Origin of the sequence: Bdellovibrio sp. HCB337 (assembly GCF_047302465.1) — a bacterium.
GTDB lineage: Bacteria > Bdellovibrionota > Bdellovibrionia > Bdellovibrionales > Bdellovibrionaceae > JACMRP01.
In genome coordinates this window covers 1,966,156-1,982,686 of the sequence record NZ_CP178621.1, presented here as the reverse complement: position 1 = coordinate 1,982,686, position 16,531 = coordinate 1,966,156, and the positions used below count along the sequence as shown (strand labels likewise).

Sequence of the window (16,531 nt, the reverse complement as noted above, 5' to 3'; positions counted from 1 at the left end):
CTTTTCAGGTGTTTAGGGTCCCAACAGCTGTCAAAGTTTTTGAACACGTCTATGCGATAAACATGATTTGAGACAATGAGATGTCAGCAACTATCGTCTCAGAATGAGAAACTCTAAATGTTGTTTTATTTTGATGAATTCGGGAAAGTATAGCGAACGTCACAATCAAGATCCATAAACGAATCTCCACTCTTCGTTTTCGGAGAAACGCGTCCTGACATTTCCATAAGGTGGCGACTGCTTTCTTCGTACCAAAGTTCTAGTGGATCAACGAGTGCTGCAATCACCATATTGCTTGGTTTCATCCGCAAGTGGACCCACTTCTGTCCATCTTTTTGTCGCTCACCGACCTTGAAAATCTTGAATCCCACTGTTTCAAGACGAAACCAAACTGCAAACCGAACTTCCACACCCTCAGGACGAACAATCTCATCCCAATGATTGGCGACGTAAGTATTAAAATTGGCCTGAGACAAAAGAGGTTTTCGAAGTTTTTCTTTATCAGTCTTTTTCTTACCATCTTTTTCATAGGTAAAAAGAACCTGATCTCCCTCGACCTGAATGAAGCCCTTTTCTTGAGTTTGCTTTTGATCAATATCTAAAGAGATGAGTTCATCACCTTTAAAGGTTCCATTTTCTTGGACAACGACGTTGCCTTGAAGATCCTTGTAAGAAACAAAGGTCTGAGTAAGTCCTTCTTTTTTCTGAACATCAATCACAAGGTCATAAAGCTTTTTACCGAAATGCGTTTTTTGCTCAAAAAGCTCGCCCTTGATAACTTCCGCAAGTACTACTTGCGAAAACATCAAGGGCACAAAAAGCAAAAACACACGTTTCATTACATAGCCTCAGGAGCTTCGATATTTAGAATCTTAAGCCCTTGCACAAGAATTCTCTCGGTCGCAACAATCATCGCGATACGAGAAGACTCTACTTCTGGAGCCTCACCTAAAATGCGGCATTTATGATAGAAATGACTGAAGCTTCCACAAACTTCGAGCAGATACTGCGCCAAGATGTTCGGCTTAAATTGTTTGTAAGACGCGGTTAAGATGTCTTCAAACTGCATCAGCTGGAAAACAAGTTTACGCTCTTCTTCCATGCTCAGATCCATACTTGGCTGCGCCGGAAGCGCTTTACCGTATTTGCGCAAAATACTGCGACAACGAACCACGGTGTATTGAACATAAGGACCGCTATCACCTTCAACGCTCAAGATACGATCCCAGTCGAACTCGACGTTTTTAACTCGATCGTTGACCAAGTCATTGAAAATCACGGCACCTAAAGCCACTTGCCTTGCAACAGTCTCTTTGTTTTCAAGATTCGGATTTTTCTCTGCAATCATCTTGCTCACAAGCTCGATGGCCTGCGTGATTACGTCTTCAAAAAGCACCACACGACCTGCACGAGTCGACATCTTGCCTTCTTTAAAGCGATAAAGACCAAAGGAAATATGATGACAGGTCTTCGCCCACTCAAAGCCCATTAGTTCAAGGACCTTAAAGACCTGACGGAAGTGCAATGTTTGATCCTGCCCCACAACATAAAGCAATTCATCGCCCTTCATGACGTCATGGCGATAAATTGCCGTTGCCAAATCACGAGTTGCGTAAATGGAAGCCCCATCGCTTTTCTTAATAATACATGGAGGCATGTTTTCTTTTTCATCGAAGAAAACAACTTGGGCTCCTTCACTCTCTTTCAAAAGGTTTTTCTTTTTCAAAAGATCAATCACAGCGTCCATTTTGTCGGTATAGAAGGATTCTCCTAAAACGGCATCGTGCTTTACTTTTAAAAGACCATTCAACAAACGATCATAGTCTTTCAAAGAAAACTCCACGATCATCTGCCAGATTTTTTTAATTTCGGCGTCGCCATTTTCAAGACGTTTGAACGTTGCGGCTGCTTCTAACTCGAGATTCGGATTTTTCTCTGCCTCGTCGTGGAAACGCACATAGAGTTTCACCATGTCATCCATTGGATTTGCAAAGGTGTAGTCTTTTCCCCACTCCTGGTAGGCCCAAGCCAATTTCCCGAACTGACTTCCCCAGTCTCCTAAGTGATTCACGCCAATAACTTTGTACCCTTGCGACCCCGCCAGATTGCGAATAGCTTGTCCGACCATGGCCGCGCGTAGATGTCCTACGTGCATAGGTTTTGCGACGTTCGGAGACGCGTAATCAATGACCACAGTTTTGTCTTTTCCAATGCCAGAAAATCCTACATTTGATTTCTGCAAACCTTCAAAAAGAATTTTCTGCAGATAGGCGTCTTTAAAAGTGAAATTCAGAAAGCCACCGGCCGGCTGTACTTTCTCCAAAAAAGGAAGACTTCCATCTTGCATTTTCACTTGCACTTTTTGCGCAAGGTCCGCCGCAATTTGTGGCGGAGCTGAGCGCAGAGTTTTTGCCAAAGCAAAAACAGGAAAAGCGATATGTCCGTGTTCAAATTGTTTTGGTTTTTCAAGCGTTTTTTGCAGGTCTTCCACTGGAAGTTGCGTCAACGGATTTAAAAGATTAGCAATCTGGGTTTTGGCAGTTTGAATCATGCCAAAAAACTACCAAAATTCCGCGTCATTTCCAATGTAAATCCGGTGACAGCTCTCGGTATTTTGAGTATCAATGGCTCCCTATGAATAAGGCACAACTCATTGAAAAAGTCGCAGAACTAACTCAGACGACCAAGCTGCAATCTGAAGCCATTTTAGATGCCACTTTAGAGGTTATTCAAAAGGCCGTTTCTAAAGGTGATGAGGTTAAGCTCGTAGGTTTTGGCAGCTTTTCTCGCACCAACCGCAAAGCCCGCTCTGGCCGCAACCCTAAAACAGGGGCTAGCGTACAAATCCCGCAAAGCCGCGTTCCCCGCTTTAAGCCAGGTAAAGAATTTAAAGATCAAGTGAAGTAGGCGGCACCGCGAACTCTGCGCGGTCCTTGACCTGAACCCAACCCGTAAGCCCGCTTCTCCACACATAGTCCTCAATGCTAATTTTCCGCTCCACAATCATATTTTGAATATCCACTACCGAATAGGGCCCCTCTTGAGATCCCTCTGGATTAGCGGCGCTAAACACTAAAAGAATCCACTCTTTTTCTTGAGCGTCTGATTTCTTGAAGTAATTTTTTTGAAACGCAGGGAAAAGCTCCTGCGGGAAGTCTCGCCACTCCATTGCCTGCTGCCATGAGTTCTCGCCCTCTTTCATGATGAGATCCGTGGGACTGATCTCTCCTCTCATGATTTTTCTCTTCATTTCATCAAAATCCAAAGGCCCTTGAGGTTTTAGATTTTTATTAAAATACCATGAACTCACATTTTCTCCTTTTTACTACGGAATGGAGCCGGCAGAGATTCTATAATTTCCATCATTTCGTAATAAGCCACATTGAACTTCTCCTCAGCCAACGACTTACGAAGAAAGCTCATGAGGGTTGGTTTCGATAAAATCCCCTTACGATAGGCTGTGTACAAGCGCTCACCCATCATGCCTCCCAACAAAATACTCGCCAGCAGATAGCTGCTTTTCTTTTTGGGCTGAAGCACTGCTTTCATCTGAGGGCGATTTGCGATCGCCATCAATTCATGCATCTTTTGCGACAACGCCAGAACCATGGGCTCTTTCTGAGTACCGACCGCTCCTCGAGAGGATAAGGTCGCTCGAATATCCATAACGGTGTCTGTTTTTCGTTTATGATTAATAATCTTAGAACCAAAATACGCAATACCTTCGATCCATATTTGCCGCAGAAAATCCTTGGGCATATCAAAAAAGTTATCTGTATTCCCGCTCCATTTGGCGTGCACGTATTTCGCAGCCAGAGTCGCCGCATGGTTTACTGTAGGACGGGCTAGATAGCCTATCCCCAGGTTTGGCAAATAAAACGAATTCCCCTCTTCAATGAGGGTCTGCAACCATTTAAGCTCTTTGGTATTGAAGTGCTCATGAAGCTTCGCCCAGAGCTGCTGATCTTGAGCGGTGTATACTGAAAGATCGTCGCAGGACAAAGGCTTTCCGAGTTCTTCAGATATAATTTTGACGTAGCTACTGATGTGATCCGTATAATCGATCGCATCGTCGTATTCATCCAAGCCCAAATCATAGGTGTGCTCGAGATACATTAGATAATTCTGCCACTTCACCCACGGAGGCACATTCAGAAGACAAAAAGCATTTTGCGAAAGCTCTACGACATCGACGCTGTTTTCCAGCTCTCTTTCCAAAATCTGGAAATAGATCTTCTCGGAATTTTGAAAAATTCTAAATATTTTTTTTCGGAACGCGGGGCCTGCGATTTTAATCAGCTCTGCCGGGATATGATTTTGCGCTAAATGCAAATCCCCATAGATAGCAAAAACAATGGCCTCTGGATGTTTGGTCAAGATTGTGTGCAGTTTTTGTGCTGCAAAACGATCGCGGTTTTTAAGCCCTGCGGCTGTTCTTTTCTTGATGCTACGATTAATGCCATAAACGGGAATCTTTTTATTTTGAGCCCAACGGATTAGGGGGCGCAAATAGTCCCATGGGAACCCCCATTTTTTAGACCACTCAATGGACTTTAAAAACTCCCGTTCGGAAGTTTTGCCAGCCATAAATTTATCAATGGCCCCCTGATCTTCGGCCTCGAAACATTCCAAAGCCAAAACAATAGGACGGTTTGTTATAAAGTTTTTAAGCACCCGCCAGTGGGTCTTTTGGGATTGCTGAAGGGCGTGAAAATCGCCCATGAGAACTAAACGAGAAAATTCTAACCGATGATAGAGTTCGTCGCGGGTCGAAGCACGCCATTTTTTGCTAAATTCTTTATCATATTCTTTACGGTACTTCGCGAGTTCTTTATCTTCGCCGCCGAGGCGAATTTGTACCTGAGCCTCCATTTGGCGATAAAGCTCTTTACGGATGCGAATCCAATTCTGTAAATCCCTCGACAACTCAGTCAACATTCACTCCAACGCGAGAATTTATTTTTGCATAAAAGCCATTGATTTCAAGCAGGATTCTGGGTTCTAATCGAAAACATGAAAAATACAGCTCAAAAAAAGACCCTCGTTCTACTTGCGATTATCTTTACAGTTGCTGCTATCGGCATTCACTTGTACCTCAACAAGCACCACATTGACCTTAAGTTAGGAACAAGCACAGCTTCCAGCGTCTGCAACGTTAGCGAAAAATTAAACTGCGACACTGCAGCTTCTAGCCCCTACGCAGAGCTTTTTGGCATCCCGATGGCTCTTTTGGGCGCCTTCTTCAATGGCCTTATTCTCGTATTCTTGATTCTTACCCGTTACAACATGACCGAGAACTCTGAGCGCACAGAGCGCTACACATTCTACTTCTCAAGCTTTGTTCTCTTAGTATCCCTGGTCATGGGCGGAATTTCACTCCTCGTCCTCAAAAGCGCCTGCCCGTTCTGCATGGCGACCTATGGTCTCTCGATTGTTACCTGGATTCTTCTTTGGATGGCTTTCCGCCCGAACCTTAGCTACATTGGCGGCGATATCCAAGACATGTTCACTTCTGAAAAGTGGATCTTGGGAACGCTGATCAGCGTTCCTATTTTAGCCTTACTTGTAAATGGCATGACCTTGGATAGTTACGGGTACCAAGAACTCAAAAGAACCGCGGATAGCAGCTTCTCTGCTTGGCAGGCTTCTCCAGAACAAAATTTTGATTTACAAAATGGCCTGCAATACCAAAGCGGACAAGGCGAGGCCAAGGTAACCATCGTTGAGTTTGCAGATTTCCTCTGCTCTCACTGTAAAGCGGCTTACCCAGCTCTTCACGCTTTTGCAAAGTCCCACCCAGACGTGAAACTGATCTTCAAAAACTTCCCGCTAGATGGCGCCTGCAATAGTGCCGTGACCCACAGAGGCGATGGCAAACGTTGCGATCTTAGTTACGCCGTTTATTGTTCTGAAAAAGTAAACCAAAAGGGCTGGGCTGCTCACAACTACATCTTCGACAACCAAGAAGAGTTTTTCTCAAAACCTATGGATCAAATCCTTGAAGGAATTTGCAAAACCACCGGAGCAGATTGCGCTCAGGTGAAGACTTGCATGAACAGCGAGGAAACCCACGAAGCCGTGAAAAAGATGGCAGCAGAGGGCGAAAAGGCTCAAATCGCAGGAACTCCGTCTGTTTTCTTAAACGGAAGAAACCTACCTGGAGGACAATTTCTTCCAGTACTTGAGAGTGTTTACAGAAATATTAAGAAGTAATTCTTAAAGATTTGCGAAGCGCAGCAGCCAGTCGGAAACTCGAGTGAAGAGGTCATCTACGACGATGACACTCGTCAGAGCAAGACCGCCTGTTACTTCTAAGAAAAAACCTAAAATAGACACAGCGACGATGGAATACCACGTCGCTCTCACTACATAAATCGTAGAGCGCGCATCCGTAACCCGCAGATCAGTTTGGTTTTTCTCAATCTTTTTAATGGAATACTGAAGTTCTTGAAGGTGTTCTTTAAACTTTTCACGAAGCTCTTGTTGCTTCGCGCGAGTTAAAGAAGAAATCCCAGGGAAACTTCTCTTTGCTTTGATCGCATAAATTAAATCCACGCTGTGATTTACAAATCGACTGACGCGACTTTTGAAATCTGGGTATTCGGAAGGAGAATCCATGAATTCTTTCAACTCTTGGATTGCACTGTCGTAACGTTCATCTAAGACCATAGTAAGAACCTTATAGCGCAAAGTATCCGGCTTCCCTAAATCGGTATGCTCGATCCCCGTGTCGCTAAACAGCTTCTCTTCTTCTTTTTGCTTATTCTCATGCAGAACTATAGCCATACCAGGTACTTTTCGGCTTATTTTTCAAGACCTTAAGCCACTCTTCTTAAGTCCAGTTCCATCCCCCGGCCAGCCTAAAGTTTTGACAGTTTCTTCAACATTTTGAGAAACTAAACTTAGGACTGCCCTGGATCTCATGGAGGAGCTTCTATGGACATTGAGTCTTTTCAGAATATTAAGTTACAGAATTTAGGTTTCGAGGAAGAAACCTCAAATTCAAAACCCGAAGCACGGGCTGCTATTCATCGCACGGTGGAAAACATTCCCCTACCGGATGAAATGCCTGCGGCGTTTAACTACTCACATCTTCCCAAAGATATTTTAAAATCGACCACGGTTGAGAATTTGATTTCTCAAAACGAAGACTTGATGACTCGCCTTAAGGTGGCGTTGCGTCGCTTGGCCTTGTTTGAGAATGAAAATCAAAAGCTCAGTGATGATGCACAAAGAGCTCGCCTCTCCCAGACAGCCGTGGCCGATCAAGTTCTCATCTACAAAGAAAAAGACAGTCTCTGGAAAAACAAGCTTAACCAGGCTGAAAAAGAAAAAGAAATTCACCAGGAAAAGGCTCTCGCTTTCCAGGTAAAGGTAGAAAAACTCGCAAATGAAGTCGAGCGCTACCGCAAGTATCACGACCGCATTAAAACTCAGGTGAAGCCTTACATTCACCAGCTGAAAGAATACTCTCGTGGTCTCGAAGAAAAAAATCAGCAACTGACTCGCGAAAACTCGCGTGCGGATGCACAGCTTAGCGATCTTCGCTACCAGATCACAGAAGTGGCAAAAGCTTCTCGTATGCAAATTGAGCTTCACGAGAAGAAAAGCCAAGAGCTGATCCAGTTCTACGAGCAGCAGATCGAGAACCAAAGTAGCGAGATCGCTCACCTGAATGAAATGAATAGTGAGCTTGAAGTTAAATCTATTAAGCTCAATAAAGCCCTTGAAAAACAAGATGAGCTTGAAAATCAAGTTGTAGAACTCCTACGTTCTAAAGAAGAGTACAAGGCTCGCATGGAGCAAGAAGTTGTGCGTCTTCAGGATAAAAACTCAGAGCTTCATCGCGCCAATAAGCGCTTTGAAATTGAGCACGGAGACCTTCAGGAATTGGCCCTTAGCAATGAAGCACAAATCAAAACTTTGCAAAAAGAAAAGCAGGACCTGAACGAGCAATTGGACAGTCTCCGCTACATGTGGAATGCAAAAGTTGAAGAAGCAGAAAAGCTTAAAACCGCAATGCAATCTTTGGAAAGACTCAATGTGGATTTAAGCCAAAAAGTGAATGAGCTGAGATCTCAGCAAAATTCTTAAGCAATATTGAGGGTGGGAACCTGAAAACTCGTCAGGGCTCCCGCCATATTTTCGCAGATTTCTAGATCTGCTGCGCCACCAAATGACAATAATCTATAAAAATCTGGCTTCAAATCTGAAATCTTCGCTGTAAAGTGCTTAGATTGATTGAATTCACGAATGGTTTGAAAAAAGCTCTGAATGCCGGTTGAACCTACGAAGTTCAAATCCTTCATGCAGAAAACCACTTTTTTTCCTTTTAAACTTTGTAAACACGCAGTTCTGAACGCCGGTGTTTTTTCGATACAAAGACGACCACTTAACGCGACGACTGTAACTTCGCCTTCTTGATAGAACTTCGCTTCCATGAAAATCCCTTCGATAACTTCTAATTTTTCGGCACATTACGTCCGCAAATATAGGGGGCGATAGACTAGAAATAACCTCGACAATCCCCCCTAGACCACCTAGAATTTGGGCTTGAACTCAATAATGGACTGAGTTTTCAGCTAGTGGATGGCAGACAGCAGTGATTAGGCAACGGGCGTTTTTTGCAGCGATGTTTTTTACCTTGGGATTCCTACTCTCAGGGAATAGTTTCGCACAATCATCTGCAAGAATTCAGGATGTCCTTCTAAACGCAGATTCCAGCTTCCGTGACACCGAAAATGAAACCATGGAGCTTGAAGGCAATGTTCAGATTGTCTTCCAGAATCAGCACATCAAGGCCGACAAAGCGAAGGTCAATTTTCGCACGCGCCAAGCAGAACTCACAGGACACGTAGAAATATCTACGCAGAAAAACATTATTGGCGGCACGGCAGCGACCCTAGATTACGAAAACAACACCGGAATTATCTATAACGGCTTTGTGCAATCAGGCCCCGTGGTTTTTTCTGGCGCAGTTTTGCAAAAAGTCAGCGAAGACGAATTCTACGTGACTCAAGCTGACTACACCACTTGTACAAACTGTCCTGCGACCTGGGGATTTTCTGGCAGCAATATCCGCGCCGAACTCGGTGGCTATGCCTATATCAAAAATTCAATCCTCAAAATTTATGCGGTCCCCGTCTTCTGGCTTCCCTATTTGATTGTTCCGCTAAAAAGTGACCGCCAAACAGGTCTTTTAACTCCGCGTATCTTGGGCGACGGTGCCGGCGGTCTTGCAATCTCTGAAAGCTATTTCTGGGCAATATCACGCAGTACTGACGCCACTTTCACTTTAACCAACTACGAAAAACGGGGCCTCAAAGCCCTCGCAGAGTATCGATACGTCTTGAACCCTCTTTCTTACGGAAATCTCAACACGGCATTTATCGTTGACCGTGTTTTTAAGAATGACTCTCGCGTCACAACCTTCCAAACTCCCGAGGAAAAAGGTTCCGACATCAATCGTTGGTTCGCACGTTACGATCACTACTATGATATGCCCAGCGAGTACACTCAGCGTGCGCAAATCAATGTCGCTAGCGACTTGCAATATCCTAAAGACTTCCCAGAAGAAACTCTGAATCATGGCGACCCAGCCATGGATAACAGATTTTCACTTACTAAAAACAGTTTTGATCAGCATTTCAGCGTAGACTCTTCGTACTACATCAACATGCTGCAATCAAATCCGCTAGCCACAAACACGAATGCCGTTCACCGCTTTCCCGAAATTCGTTTTTCCCAAGCCCAACAAAAAATTGCAAACTCGCAATTTCTTTACTCATACCATTTAAATTACATGAATTTTGCACGTGCGGGCCAGTCATTTGATAACCTTTCAAATAATGGAACAGTTCGCTTCCCTACAAATACTTGTGGCAATCCCGATTACGACAAAGACCCGACCTGCAAACTCAACCAAGACGGCACCTTTAATCCAACAGAAGATCTTATTAGAACCGGCCAGCGCTTTGATGCAACGGGAGTAGTTTATCGTCCGTTCACGATGGGCGGCTACGCTGATATTTTACCAGCAATCTCATATCGCGAAACACAATACCTGTTTAACATCGAAGAAGATCGTCACAATGTTCGCAGATACGCTCGCGCTACAGTCAGCGCGAAAACCACTCTCAGTCGTATTTTTGAAGATGCAGAGGGCGGCCCAAAAACTGACAAATACAAACACGATTTCCAGCCAGAAATTATCGCGACGGCAATTCCATGGCTAGATCACGCGAAACATCCCTTCTTCGGAAGTGCGAGTGAGCCTGACGGCACCTTCTACTACTCAGATACTTTGACAGATTCCGCAACAGAGAGTCCTTACGGGATTCAGTTTGATTACCACGATCGCGTCTATGATCGTGGCTTGATCACGTTTGTTCTTACTAACAAAGTGACTCAGAAAAAGTGGCTTGGCGACAATCCTCAGTATTTGCAGATCGTAAACTTTAAACTCTTTCAGTCGTACGATACGTATCAAGCGAATCTAAAAAATCCAACGCGGGATCCATGGTCAGATCTGTATGCAGTCCTTGATATGCGTTTACGCCAATTCCAAACCTATACGACACTGACTTATCTTCCAGACGTACAAGTGACAAATATCTCGTCTCGTATTCGTCTCAGCAACGACTATGGCCAATTCTTCCAATTGCAACTAACGAAGACATACGACAGGGAAGCTCAAGATATCGCCCGTAGCCGTGTGGAAGATTATACCTTTGCTGCTGGCTTTACATCAGGTCCGCTGAATTTGATGGGAAAAGTCGTCTATGATGCGAACTGGGCGAATAACAACCGTAAAAAAATCAAATCTTGGGCTTACGTCGCTCAGCTGAAACCACCCGGTGAATGTTGGATGATTAATATCACTCAGTACTTACCAACTGGTGGTGACACGAAAACATTCCTCGATTTTGTCTTCAGCTTCGACGGGGTTCCAAAACCTACTCTTCCACCAGAGACATTGGATCTTTACGGATTCTAAAAACACATAACATAAAAAACAGGAAGACCTAAAAGTCTTCGATGACTAGGACTTGCCCTTTCTTATCAACAAATACCAGAGCAAGTCGAACCGGTTTTGGTGTCTTACTTTGTACAAACAAATGAGCTCGCTTCAATCGTTCTTTTTGTTTTCTCGACACTCGCACATCCAAAAAGTCAAAAGTACTTAGAGTTTTGACTTCGAGAATCCAAATTTCCTGACGAGGACTTTCCACCAAAAGATCAATCTCAGCATAAGTTGTTCGCCAGCGAGATTTTAAAATACGAAATGATTTTCGCTGAAAATGTTCAGCAACACGATTTTCCGCCCATTCACCACGGGCCTGAGCTTTATAGAGAGAGGTGCTCTTTAACGCCTGAGAAGGTCTTACGATGGGCAATGCATGGGCCGTGTGTGGCGATGCTGTTTTTATGAGTGACTGTAGAGTAGCCTTTGTGCGCTTCAAATCCATACTGAGGATATTGAGAAGCCAAATCCTTCATGAGTTGGTCACGAGTCACCTTCGCGACAATCGAAGCTGCAGAAATCAGGGACACTCTAAGATCGCCTTTAACGATCGTGGTCTGTTGATACTTCGCAGGCATATTCGGAATTTTTTTATTTCCGTCGATGAGTAAATGCCCTGAAGTCGCGCCTAATTTTTCCACCGCTCGCTTCATTGCTAACAAAGAAGCTTGAAGAATATTGATTTCATCAATCTCTTCAACAGTGGCAAAACCCAGACCAACCTGGTGATGCTGTATAATTTCTTTGGCAAGTTCTTCGCGACGCTTTTCGGACAAAAGCTTCGAATCAGTAACTAGGTCGGATAAAATGTCAGAATTAAATGAGACAGCGGCCGCATAGACTGGGCCAGCAAGACAACCTCTACCGACTTCGTCGACACCAATTATTTTGTAATTGGTGTCGGTGGTAGAGAATTTTCGCCAATCAATAGGTTCCAAGTGATTGGCGAGAGATTTCATTTTTACGATTACTCAGCAGCAGCTGCTTGATCTTTGGTAGAAGCAAGCTCAGAAGTGATCTTAGCAGCTTTACCATCAAGGTCTCTCAAGAAGTACAACTTAGAGCGACGTACTTTACCGTGAGCTACAAGCTCAACGCGATCCAAAGCTGGGCTAACAAATGGGAATGTTCTTTCAACGCCCACGCCTGCAGAAATCTTACGAACTGTGAAAGATCTTGCAACGCCGTTACCTTGGATTTTAGTTACTACGCCTTTGTAAAGCTGAACGCGTTCTTTTTCGCCTTCTTTTACTTTTACGTATACGTTAACAGTGTCACCAGACTTGAAAGCATTGATGTTTTTATTCGCAGCTCTTTTAGTTACACGGCGAACCAAGTTTGTTTCTTTAACGTCTTTTTTAGCAGTCGTTTTTTTTGCAGCTTTAGCCATTTTTTTCCCCACGGATATAAAAGTAAAGAAAGGTGTTACCACGAGCCCATGATGCGGTCAAGACAGATACTTACGGCAGATCTCACAGAAAGATGACGAAAATCATCTGGCGGAGCCCCTTTAATAGGCTCTAAAATCACCGTGAGTGACTTCATAAACTCTTCCGTCATCCCATAACCAGTCCCAAATAGCAGAAAACAGGGCCTTTTTTGGTCATACATACGCTCTCGAAGCCCGCGGAAGCTCAAAGTTTCCACGCCCTCAATCGGACGCGCATGAGTGGCCACCGTCATTACGTTTTCAGCACCCCAATCTTTGATAGCTGCCTCAAAGCTCTCAGCGGTTTTAACACGCTCTAAAGCCCTTCTGCGAGAGGGGTTGAACTTGGCACCCTGCCCTGTTCGCCAATGATCCAAAACCCGCTCTACAAACATCAGCTGCTCTTTCATAGGGTGGATAATGTAGTAGTTTTCAACCCCGTACATACGAGCAGCCCGGGCAATATCATGGATATCAAAGTTGGTTACATTCGTAGCTACAATGTTTTTTTCCTTATCCATGATGGGATAATGCAAAAGGCCGATCGCCAATCGCGGAACATATGGAGTCTCAGCCATGGAAGTCCTCATCTTTCAGAGTTTTTAGTCCCAGAGTGTCGCGTTCCTGAGGACTGAGTCCCTGCCAATATTTATAAGCCTCTTTGAGGGTCTTTTGCGTCTTAGATTTATCAATCAAGTCCGGACGCTTTTGCAAAGTCACCAAGTAGGAAACAAGTTCTTTCCACTCGTTAATTTTCTTATGGTGCCCACTAAAAAGAACCTCTGGCACGCTCTCGCCTTGATATTCGCGTGGGCGCGTGTAATTCGGGTGCTCCAAGAGCCCCTCGGCAAAGCTATCTTTATCCACCGAATCTTTATGGCCCAATACGCCCGGAACAAAACGAGAAACCGCATCCATCACCACACACGCCGCAAGCTCCCCGCCCGAGATCACGTAATCTCCGGTCGAGAGTTCCTCGTCGACGAATTGATTGATAATTCGCTGATCAATCCCGCCATAGCGGCCGCAAAGTAAAACTAGTCCAGACTCTTGAGAGAGCGCCTGAGCCTTTTGATGCGTTAAAGGTTTTCCCTGAGGTGACAGATAGATCACCTTTGCCTTTGGCTGTTGAGCTTTGGCTTTTTCAATAGATTTTTGCAAAGGCTCTGGAAGCATAATCATTCCGTCGCCACCACCGAAAGGCCGATCGTCGACCGTACGATGAACATCCGTAGTGAACTCACGTGGATTGATACAAGAAAGCTCTAAAAGTGAACTTTTTTGCGCCTGAGAAAAAACTCCCGCAGCCATCGCCGCTTGAATCATCTCAGGAAATACCGTGATCACCTGGAAATGAAATGCCATTACAGGTTCTCAAGATCCAAAATGCCTTCTGGCAAATCCATCACAACACTTTGATGCTTGAAATCGATTTTTTTAATGAAAGCTTCGACAAAAGGAATTTCAACTTTGCCCTTCTTAGTTTCAACTACCAAGAGGTCTTGAGCTCCATTCGAAGAGAATGCTTTGATTGTTCCTATCGTATCCTGAGCAGGGTTCTTCACCACGAAGTTTAGAATTTCATTGAGGTAAATAGTTTCGCCTGGTTTAGAGACAAAAATATCTGCAGGAATGTGAAACTCAAAACCTTTGACAGCTTCAGCAGCGTTACGATCGTTTAACAGAGGGGTTTTTAAAATGAAACCTTGCTTGAAAGGTTTGATTTTTTCTACGGTGTGAGCCACAGACTCTTCAGTGCGCGGTGAACGCAACTCAAAGTTTTTTAGTTTCTTGATCCAAGAGGCTTCGCCCGCAAAAACCAAAATATAAAGCTCACCACGAAGACCGTGGGCATCTTTTACTTTTCCAACCAACTTCATTTCCATATTTTCCTCGACCCGAAGGGCAGCGCAGTTCATGCCATCTTTAATGACATGCACACCGGCGTGCTCGCAATATTTGAAAAGTATTTTCGAAATCTTTTTAAAATAAAAAAGGGGCTTTAGGCCCCTTTTTACTATCCCTTGTTCTGCAAAAACTTACGTGCTACTCAACGATGTCAAGGTGATAACGTTTATTCAGCTTGGTACCAGCTGCGCGAATGATTGTTCTCATTGCCGCTGCTGTTTTACCTTGTTTGCCGATAACTTTACCCAAATCTTCTTTGTCCACTTTCAAAGCCAACAAAGTTGTTTGTTGTCCAGGGATCTCGTCGACTTCAACTCTCTCCGGTTTATCAACCAAAGATTTCGCCATGAATTCTACGAGGTCTTTTAGATTTTCCATGAGTTCCTCCACATCATGTGTCCGCAATAACGTTCCATCAGATCCCATAATGAGATCTGGGGTGTATTTTTAAATTATTTTGCAGCTTGAGCGAGCTTAACCACGTGTTTTACGCGGTCTGAAGGCTGAGCACCTTTTTTAACCCACTCGTTGTACTTCTCCATGTCGATTTTGACCTTTTGGTCAGCGCCTTTTGGAGTAGGAATGTAAGTACCAAGTACTTCAAGGTGTTTACCAGTCACATAGCGGCGAGAATCTGCCACAGTGATACGATATTTAGGGGTATGTTTTGCACCTGTACGAGCCAAACGAATAACAACTGCCATGTAATCCTCTTTAATCAACTTTTTTAAACAGCTAAATATTTAGCAAACTTCTATAAAAAAAACAATAACAAGATGGCTGGTCTACCTTTTTTGCAAAAAGAGATCAAGTCTAAAATGGAAACTTCATTCCGCCGCCGCCTCTTCCGAGGCCCATTTTCATCATTCCCGTCATCATCTTTTTCGCGTCCTCAAACTGTTTTACGAGTTTGTTCACATCCTGCACTTGGGTGCCACTTCCATTGGCAATACGCTGCCGACGCGAAGCATTTAAAATCTTATGGTTTTTGCGTTCTTGAGGGGTCATCGAACGAATAATGGCTTCGATCTTCTTCATTTCTTTATCCGGCGGAGCCATTGACTTCATTTGTTTCGAAAGTTCGCCCATGCCTGGTAAAAACTTCAAAAGTCCCTCGAGACCACCCAACTTTTTGAGTTGCTGAATTTGAGTCAAGAAATCTTCGAGATCAAACTCGTTCTTGGCCATCTTCTTCGCACTCTCGCGCGCAGTCTTTTCATCAATGACATCTTGAGCTTTTTCGACGAGAGATAATACGTCACCCATGTCCAAAATACGTGATGCTAAACGATCAGGATGGAAAACTTCGAGGGCAGCAACTTTCTCGCCCACACCCAAAAATTTTATCGGAATTCCTGTGACTTCACGAATACTAAGGGCCGCACCACCGCGCGCATCCCCGTCTACTTTCGTCAGGATCAAACCTGTCAATCCCAAGCGCTGATGGAAACCTTCTGCGACATTCACAGACTGCTGCCCGAGCATCGCATCCGCCACCAACAGAACTTCTTGCGGAGACCAAATATTTTTTAAATTCTGCAATTCCGTCATCAACTGATCGTCGATTTGCAAACGACCTGCGGTATCGACCAACACCACTTCTACCATATTGTCGCGGGCCCATTTTTTTGCCTGCTCCAAAATTTCTTCCGGTTTTTGTCCCGCTTGAGTTGGGAAACACGGAATATTATTGGCCTTTGCCAAAGTTTGCAGTTGGTCAATCGCTGCTGGACGATAGATATCAGCAGGAACCAAACCTGGTTTTTTTCCAAGTTTCTGGCGAATGTAAAGGCTTAGTTTTGCTGAGGTCGTGGTTTTACCAGCCCCTTGCAAACCCACCAAAAAAATCACACTTGGATTTTCTCGGACATTGATATCAACCGCACCACCACCCAAAACTTCGACGAGTTCGTCGTGGACGATTTTTACGAATTGTTGTCCCGGGTTGATATTCGAAAGAACGTCCTGACCCAAAGCTTTCGCCTTCACCTTATCGATGAAAGTCTTCACTACTTTGAAGTTCACGTCTGCTTCGAGCAAACTTAAACGAATTTCCTTAATCACCTCTTCCACGTTGGCTTCAGTGATCTTATTTTGGCCACGAACCTTTTTAAGGCTCGCCATGATTTTATCAGACAAATTCTCGAACATTTTTTCCTCTAAAGGTTAGG

Annotated in this window: 19 protein-coding genes; 4 read left to right on the top strand and 15 right to left on the bottom strand. The window is 44.2% G+C overall.

The annotated features are described in order from the left end of the window. Positions 1 to 125: 125 nt before the first annotated feature. Both ACLWBB_RS09660 and argS read right to left on the bottom strand, forming a co-directional pair. Positions 126 to 839: a hypothetical protein gene (locus ACLWBB_RS09660; protein ID WP_413291431.1), complete on the bottom strand. Its 714-nt coding sequence runs from the start codon at positions 837 to 839 to the stop codon at positions 126 to 128. After that, a complete protein-coding gene (argS, locus tag ACLWBB_RS09655; RefSeq protein WP_413291430.1) occupies positions 839 to 2,551 on the bottom strand; it encodes an arginine--tRNA ligase in 1,713 nt (570 codons plus the stop codon). Before argS ends, ACLWBB_RS09660 begins: the two co-directional genes overlap by 1 nt. A gap of 83 nt (positions 2,552 to 2,634) precedes the next feature. On the opposite strand from argS, the gene ACLWBB_RS09650 reads away from it, so the two are divergent. Then, complete coding sequence (locus ACLWBB_RS09650; RefSeq protein ID WP_413291429.1) at positions 2,635 to 2,907, top strand: HU family DNA-binding protein; 273 nt, start codon at positions 2,635 to 2,637, stop codon at positions 2,905 to 2,907. Here the strand turns inward: ACLWBB_RS09650 and ACLWBB_RS09645 are convergent. After that, a complete protein-coding gene (locus tag ACLWBB_RS09645) occupies positions 2,888 to 3,310 on the bottom strand; it encodes a DUF4339 domain-containing protein (protein ID WP_413291428.1) in 423 nt (140 codons plus the stop codon). The genes ACLWBB_RS09650 and ACLWBB_RS09645 overlap by 20 nt on opposite strands. After that, positions 3,307 to 4,938 (bottom strand): ChaN family lipoprotein, encoded by a 1,632-nt coding sequence (locus ACLWBB_RS09640; protein ID WP_413291427.1) that lies wholly within the window; start codon positions 4,936 to 4,938, stop codon positions 3,307 to 3,309. Before ACLWBB_RS09640 ends, ACLWBB_RS09645 begins: the two co-directional genes overlap by 4 nt. 75 nt (positions 4,939 to 5,013) lie before the next feature. Between ACLWBB_RS09640 and ACLWBB_RS09635 the strand changes: the two genes are divergently transcribed. Continuing rightward, positions 5,014 to 6,213, top strand: a complete 1,200-nt coding sequence (locus ACLWBB_RS09635; protein ID WP_413291426.1) for a DsbA family protein — start codon at positions 5,014 to 5,016, stop codon at positions 6,211 to 6,213. Between the two features lie 3 nt (positions 6,214 to 6,216). Here ACLWBB_RS09635 and ACLWBB_RS09630 read toward each other — a convergent pair whose 3' ends face one another. Further along, positions 6,217 to 6,786 (bottom strand): hypothetical protein, encoded by a 570-nt coding sequence (locus ACLWBB_RS09630; RefSeq protein WP_413291425.1) that lies wholly within the window; start codon positions 6,784 to 6,786, stop codon positions 6,217 to 6,219. Positions 6,787 to 6,936: 150 nt separating this feature from the next. On the opposite strand from ACLWBB_RS09630, the gene ACLWBB_RS09625 reads away from it, so the two are divergent. After that, a complete protein-coding gene (locus tag ACLWBB_RS09625) occupies positions 6,937 to 8,094 on the top strand; it encodes a hypothetical protein (RefSeq protein ID WP_413291424.1) in 1,158 nt (385 codons plus the stop codon). On the opposite strand, the gene ACLWBB_RS09620 is transcribed toward ACLWBB_RS09625, so the two are convergent. Next, complete coding sequence (locus ACLWBB_RS09620) at positions 8,091 to 8,441, bottom strand: STAS domain-containing protein (RefSeq protein ID WP_413291423.1); 351 nt, start codon at positions 8,439 to 8,441, stop codon at positions 8,091 to 8,093. The genes ACLWBB_RS09625 and ACLWBB_RS09620 overlap by 4 nt on opposite strands. 191 nt (positions 8,442 to 8,632) lie before the next feature. Here ACLWBB_RS09620 and ACLWBB_RS09615 point away from each other — a divergent pair, with 191 nt between their 5' ends. After that, positions 8,633 to 10,996 (top strand): LPS-assembly protein LptD, encoded by a 2,364-nt coding sequence (locus ACLWBB_RS09615; RefSeq protein WP_413291422.1) that lies wholly within the window; start codon positions 8,633 to 8,635, stop codon positions 10,994 to 10,996. Between the two features lie 28 nt (positions 10,997 to 11,024). Here the strand turns inward: ACLWBB_RS09615 and ACLWBB_RS09610 are convergent, their stop codons facing one another. The 9 genes from ACLWBB_RS09610 to ffh form a co-directional block, all read right to left on the bottom strand. Then, a complete protein-coding gene (locus ACLWBB_RS09610; protein WP_413291421.1) occupies positions 11,025 to 11,396 on the bottom strand; it encodes a YraN family protein in 372 nt (123 codons plus the stop codon). After that, the gene (locus ACLWBB_RS09605; protein WP_413291420.1) at positions 11,347 to 11,982 is read right to left on the bottom strand and encodes a ribonuclease HII; all 636 of its coding nucleotides are present in this window, start codon (positions 11,980 to 11,982) and stop codon (positions 11,347 to 11,349) included. The genes ACLWBB_RS09610 and ACLWBB_RS09605 overlap by 50 nt, the downstream gene beginning before the upstream one ends. 8 nt (positions 11,983 to 11,990) lie before the next feature. Continuing rightward, positions 11,991 to 12,413: a 50S ribosomal protein L19 gene (gene rplS, locus ACLWBB_RS09600; protein ID WP_413291419.1), complete on the bottom strand. Its 423-nt coding sequence runs from the start codon at positions 12,411 to 12,413 to the stop codon at positions 11,991 to 11,993. 35 nt (positions 12,414 to 12,448) lie between these two features. Beyond that, a complete protein-coding gene (locus ACLWBB_RS09595; protein WP_413291418.1) occupies positions 12,449 to 13,030 on the bottom strand; it encodes an RNA methyltransferase in 582 nt (193 codons plus the stop codon). After that, positions 13,023 to 13,817 (bottom strand): tRNA (guanosine(37)-N1)-methyltransferase TrmD, encoded by a 795-nt coding sequence (gene trmD, locus ACLWBB_RS09590; RefSeq protein ID WP_413291417.1) that lies wholly within the window; start codon positions 13,815 to 13,817, stop codon positions 13,023 to 13,025. Before trmD ends, ACLWBB_RS09595 begins: the two co-directional genes overlap by 8 nt. Beyond that, positions 13,817 to 14,338 carry a ribosome maturation factor RimM gene (rimM, locus tag ACLWBB_RS09585; RefSeq protein WP_413291416.1) on the bottom strand — a complete coding sequence of 174 codons (522 nt, stop codon included), beginning with the start codon at positions 14,336 to 14,338 and terminating at the stop codon, positions 13,817 to 13,819. Before rimM ends, trmD begins: the two co-directional genes overlap by 1 nt. Before the next feature lie 160 nt (positions 14,339 to 14,498). Beyond that, positions 14,499 to 14,738, bottom strand: a complete 240-nt coding sequence (locus ACLWBB_RS09580) for a KH domain-containing protein (protein ID WP_413291415.1) — start codon at positions 14,736 to 14,738, stop codon at positions 14,499 to 14,501. Between the two features lie 74 nt (positions 14,739 to 14,812). Beyond that, positions 14,813 to 15,064, bottom strand: a complete 252-nt coding sequence (rpsP, locus tag ACLWBB_RS09575; protein WP_413291414.1) for a 30S ribosomal protein S16 — start codon at positions 15,062 to 15,064, stop codon at positions 14,813 to 14,815. 109 nt (positions 15,065 to 15,173) lie between these two features. Beyond that, positions 15,174 to 16,511 (bottom strand): signal recognition particle protein, encoded by a 1,338-nt coding sequence (gene ffh / locus ACLWBB_RS09570; protein ID WP_413291413.1) that lies wholly within the window; start codon positions 16,509 to 16,511, stop codon positions 15,174 to 15,176. Positions 16,512 to 16,531 lie beyond the last annotated feature (20 nt).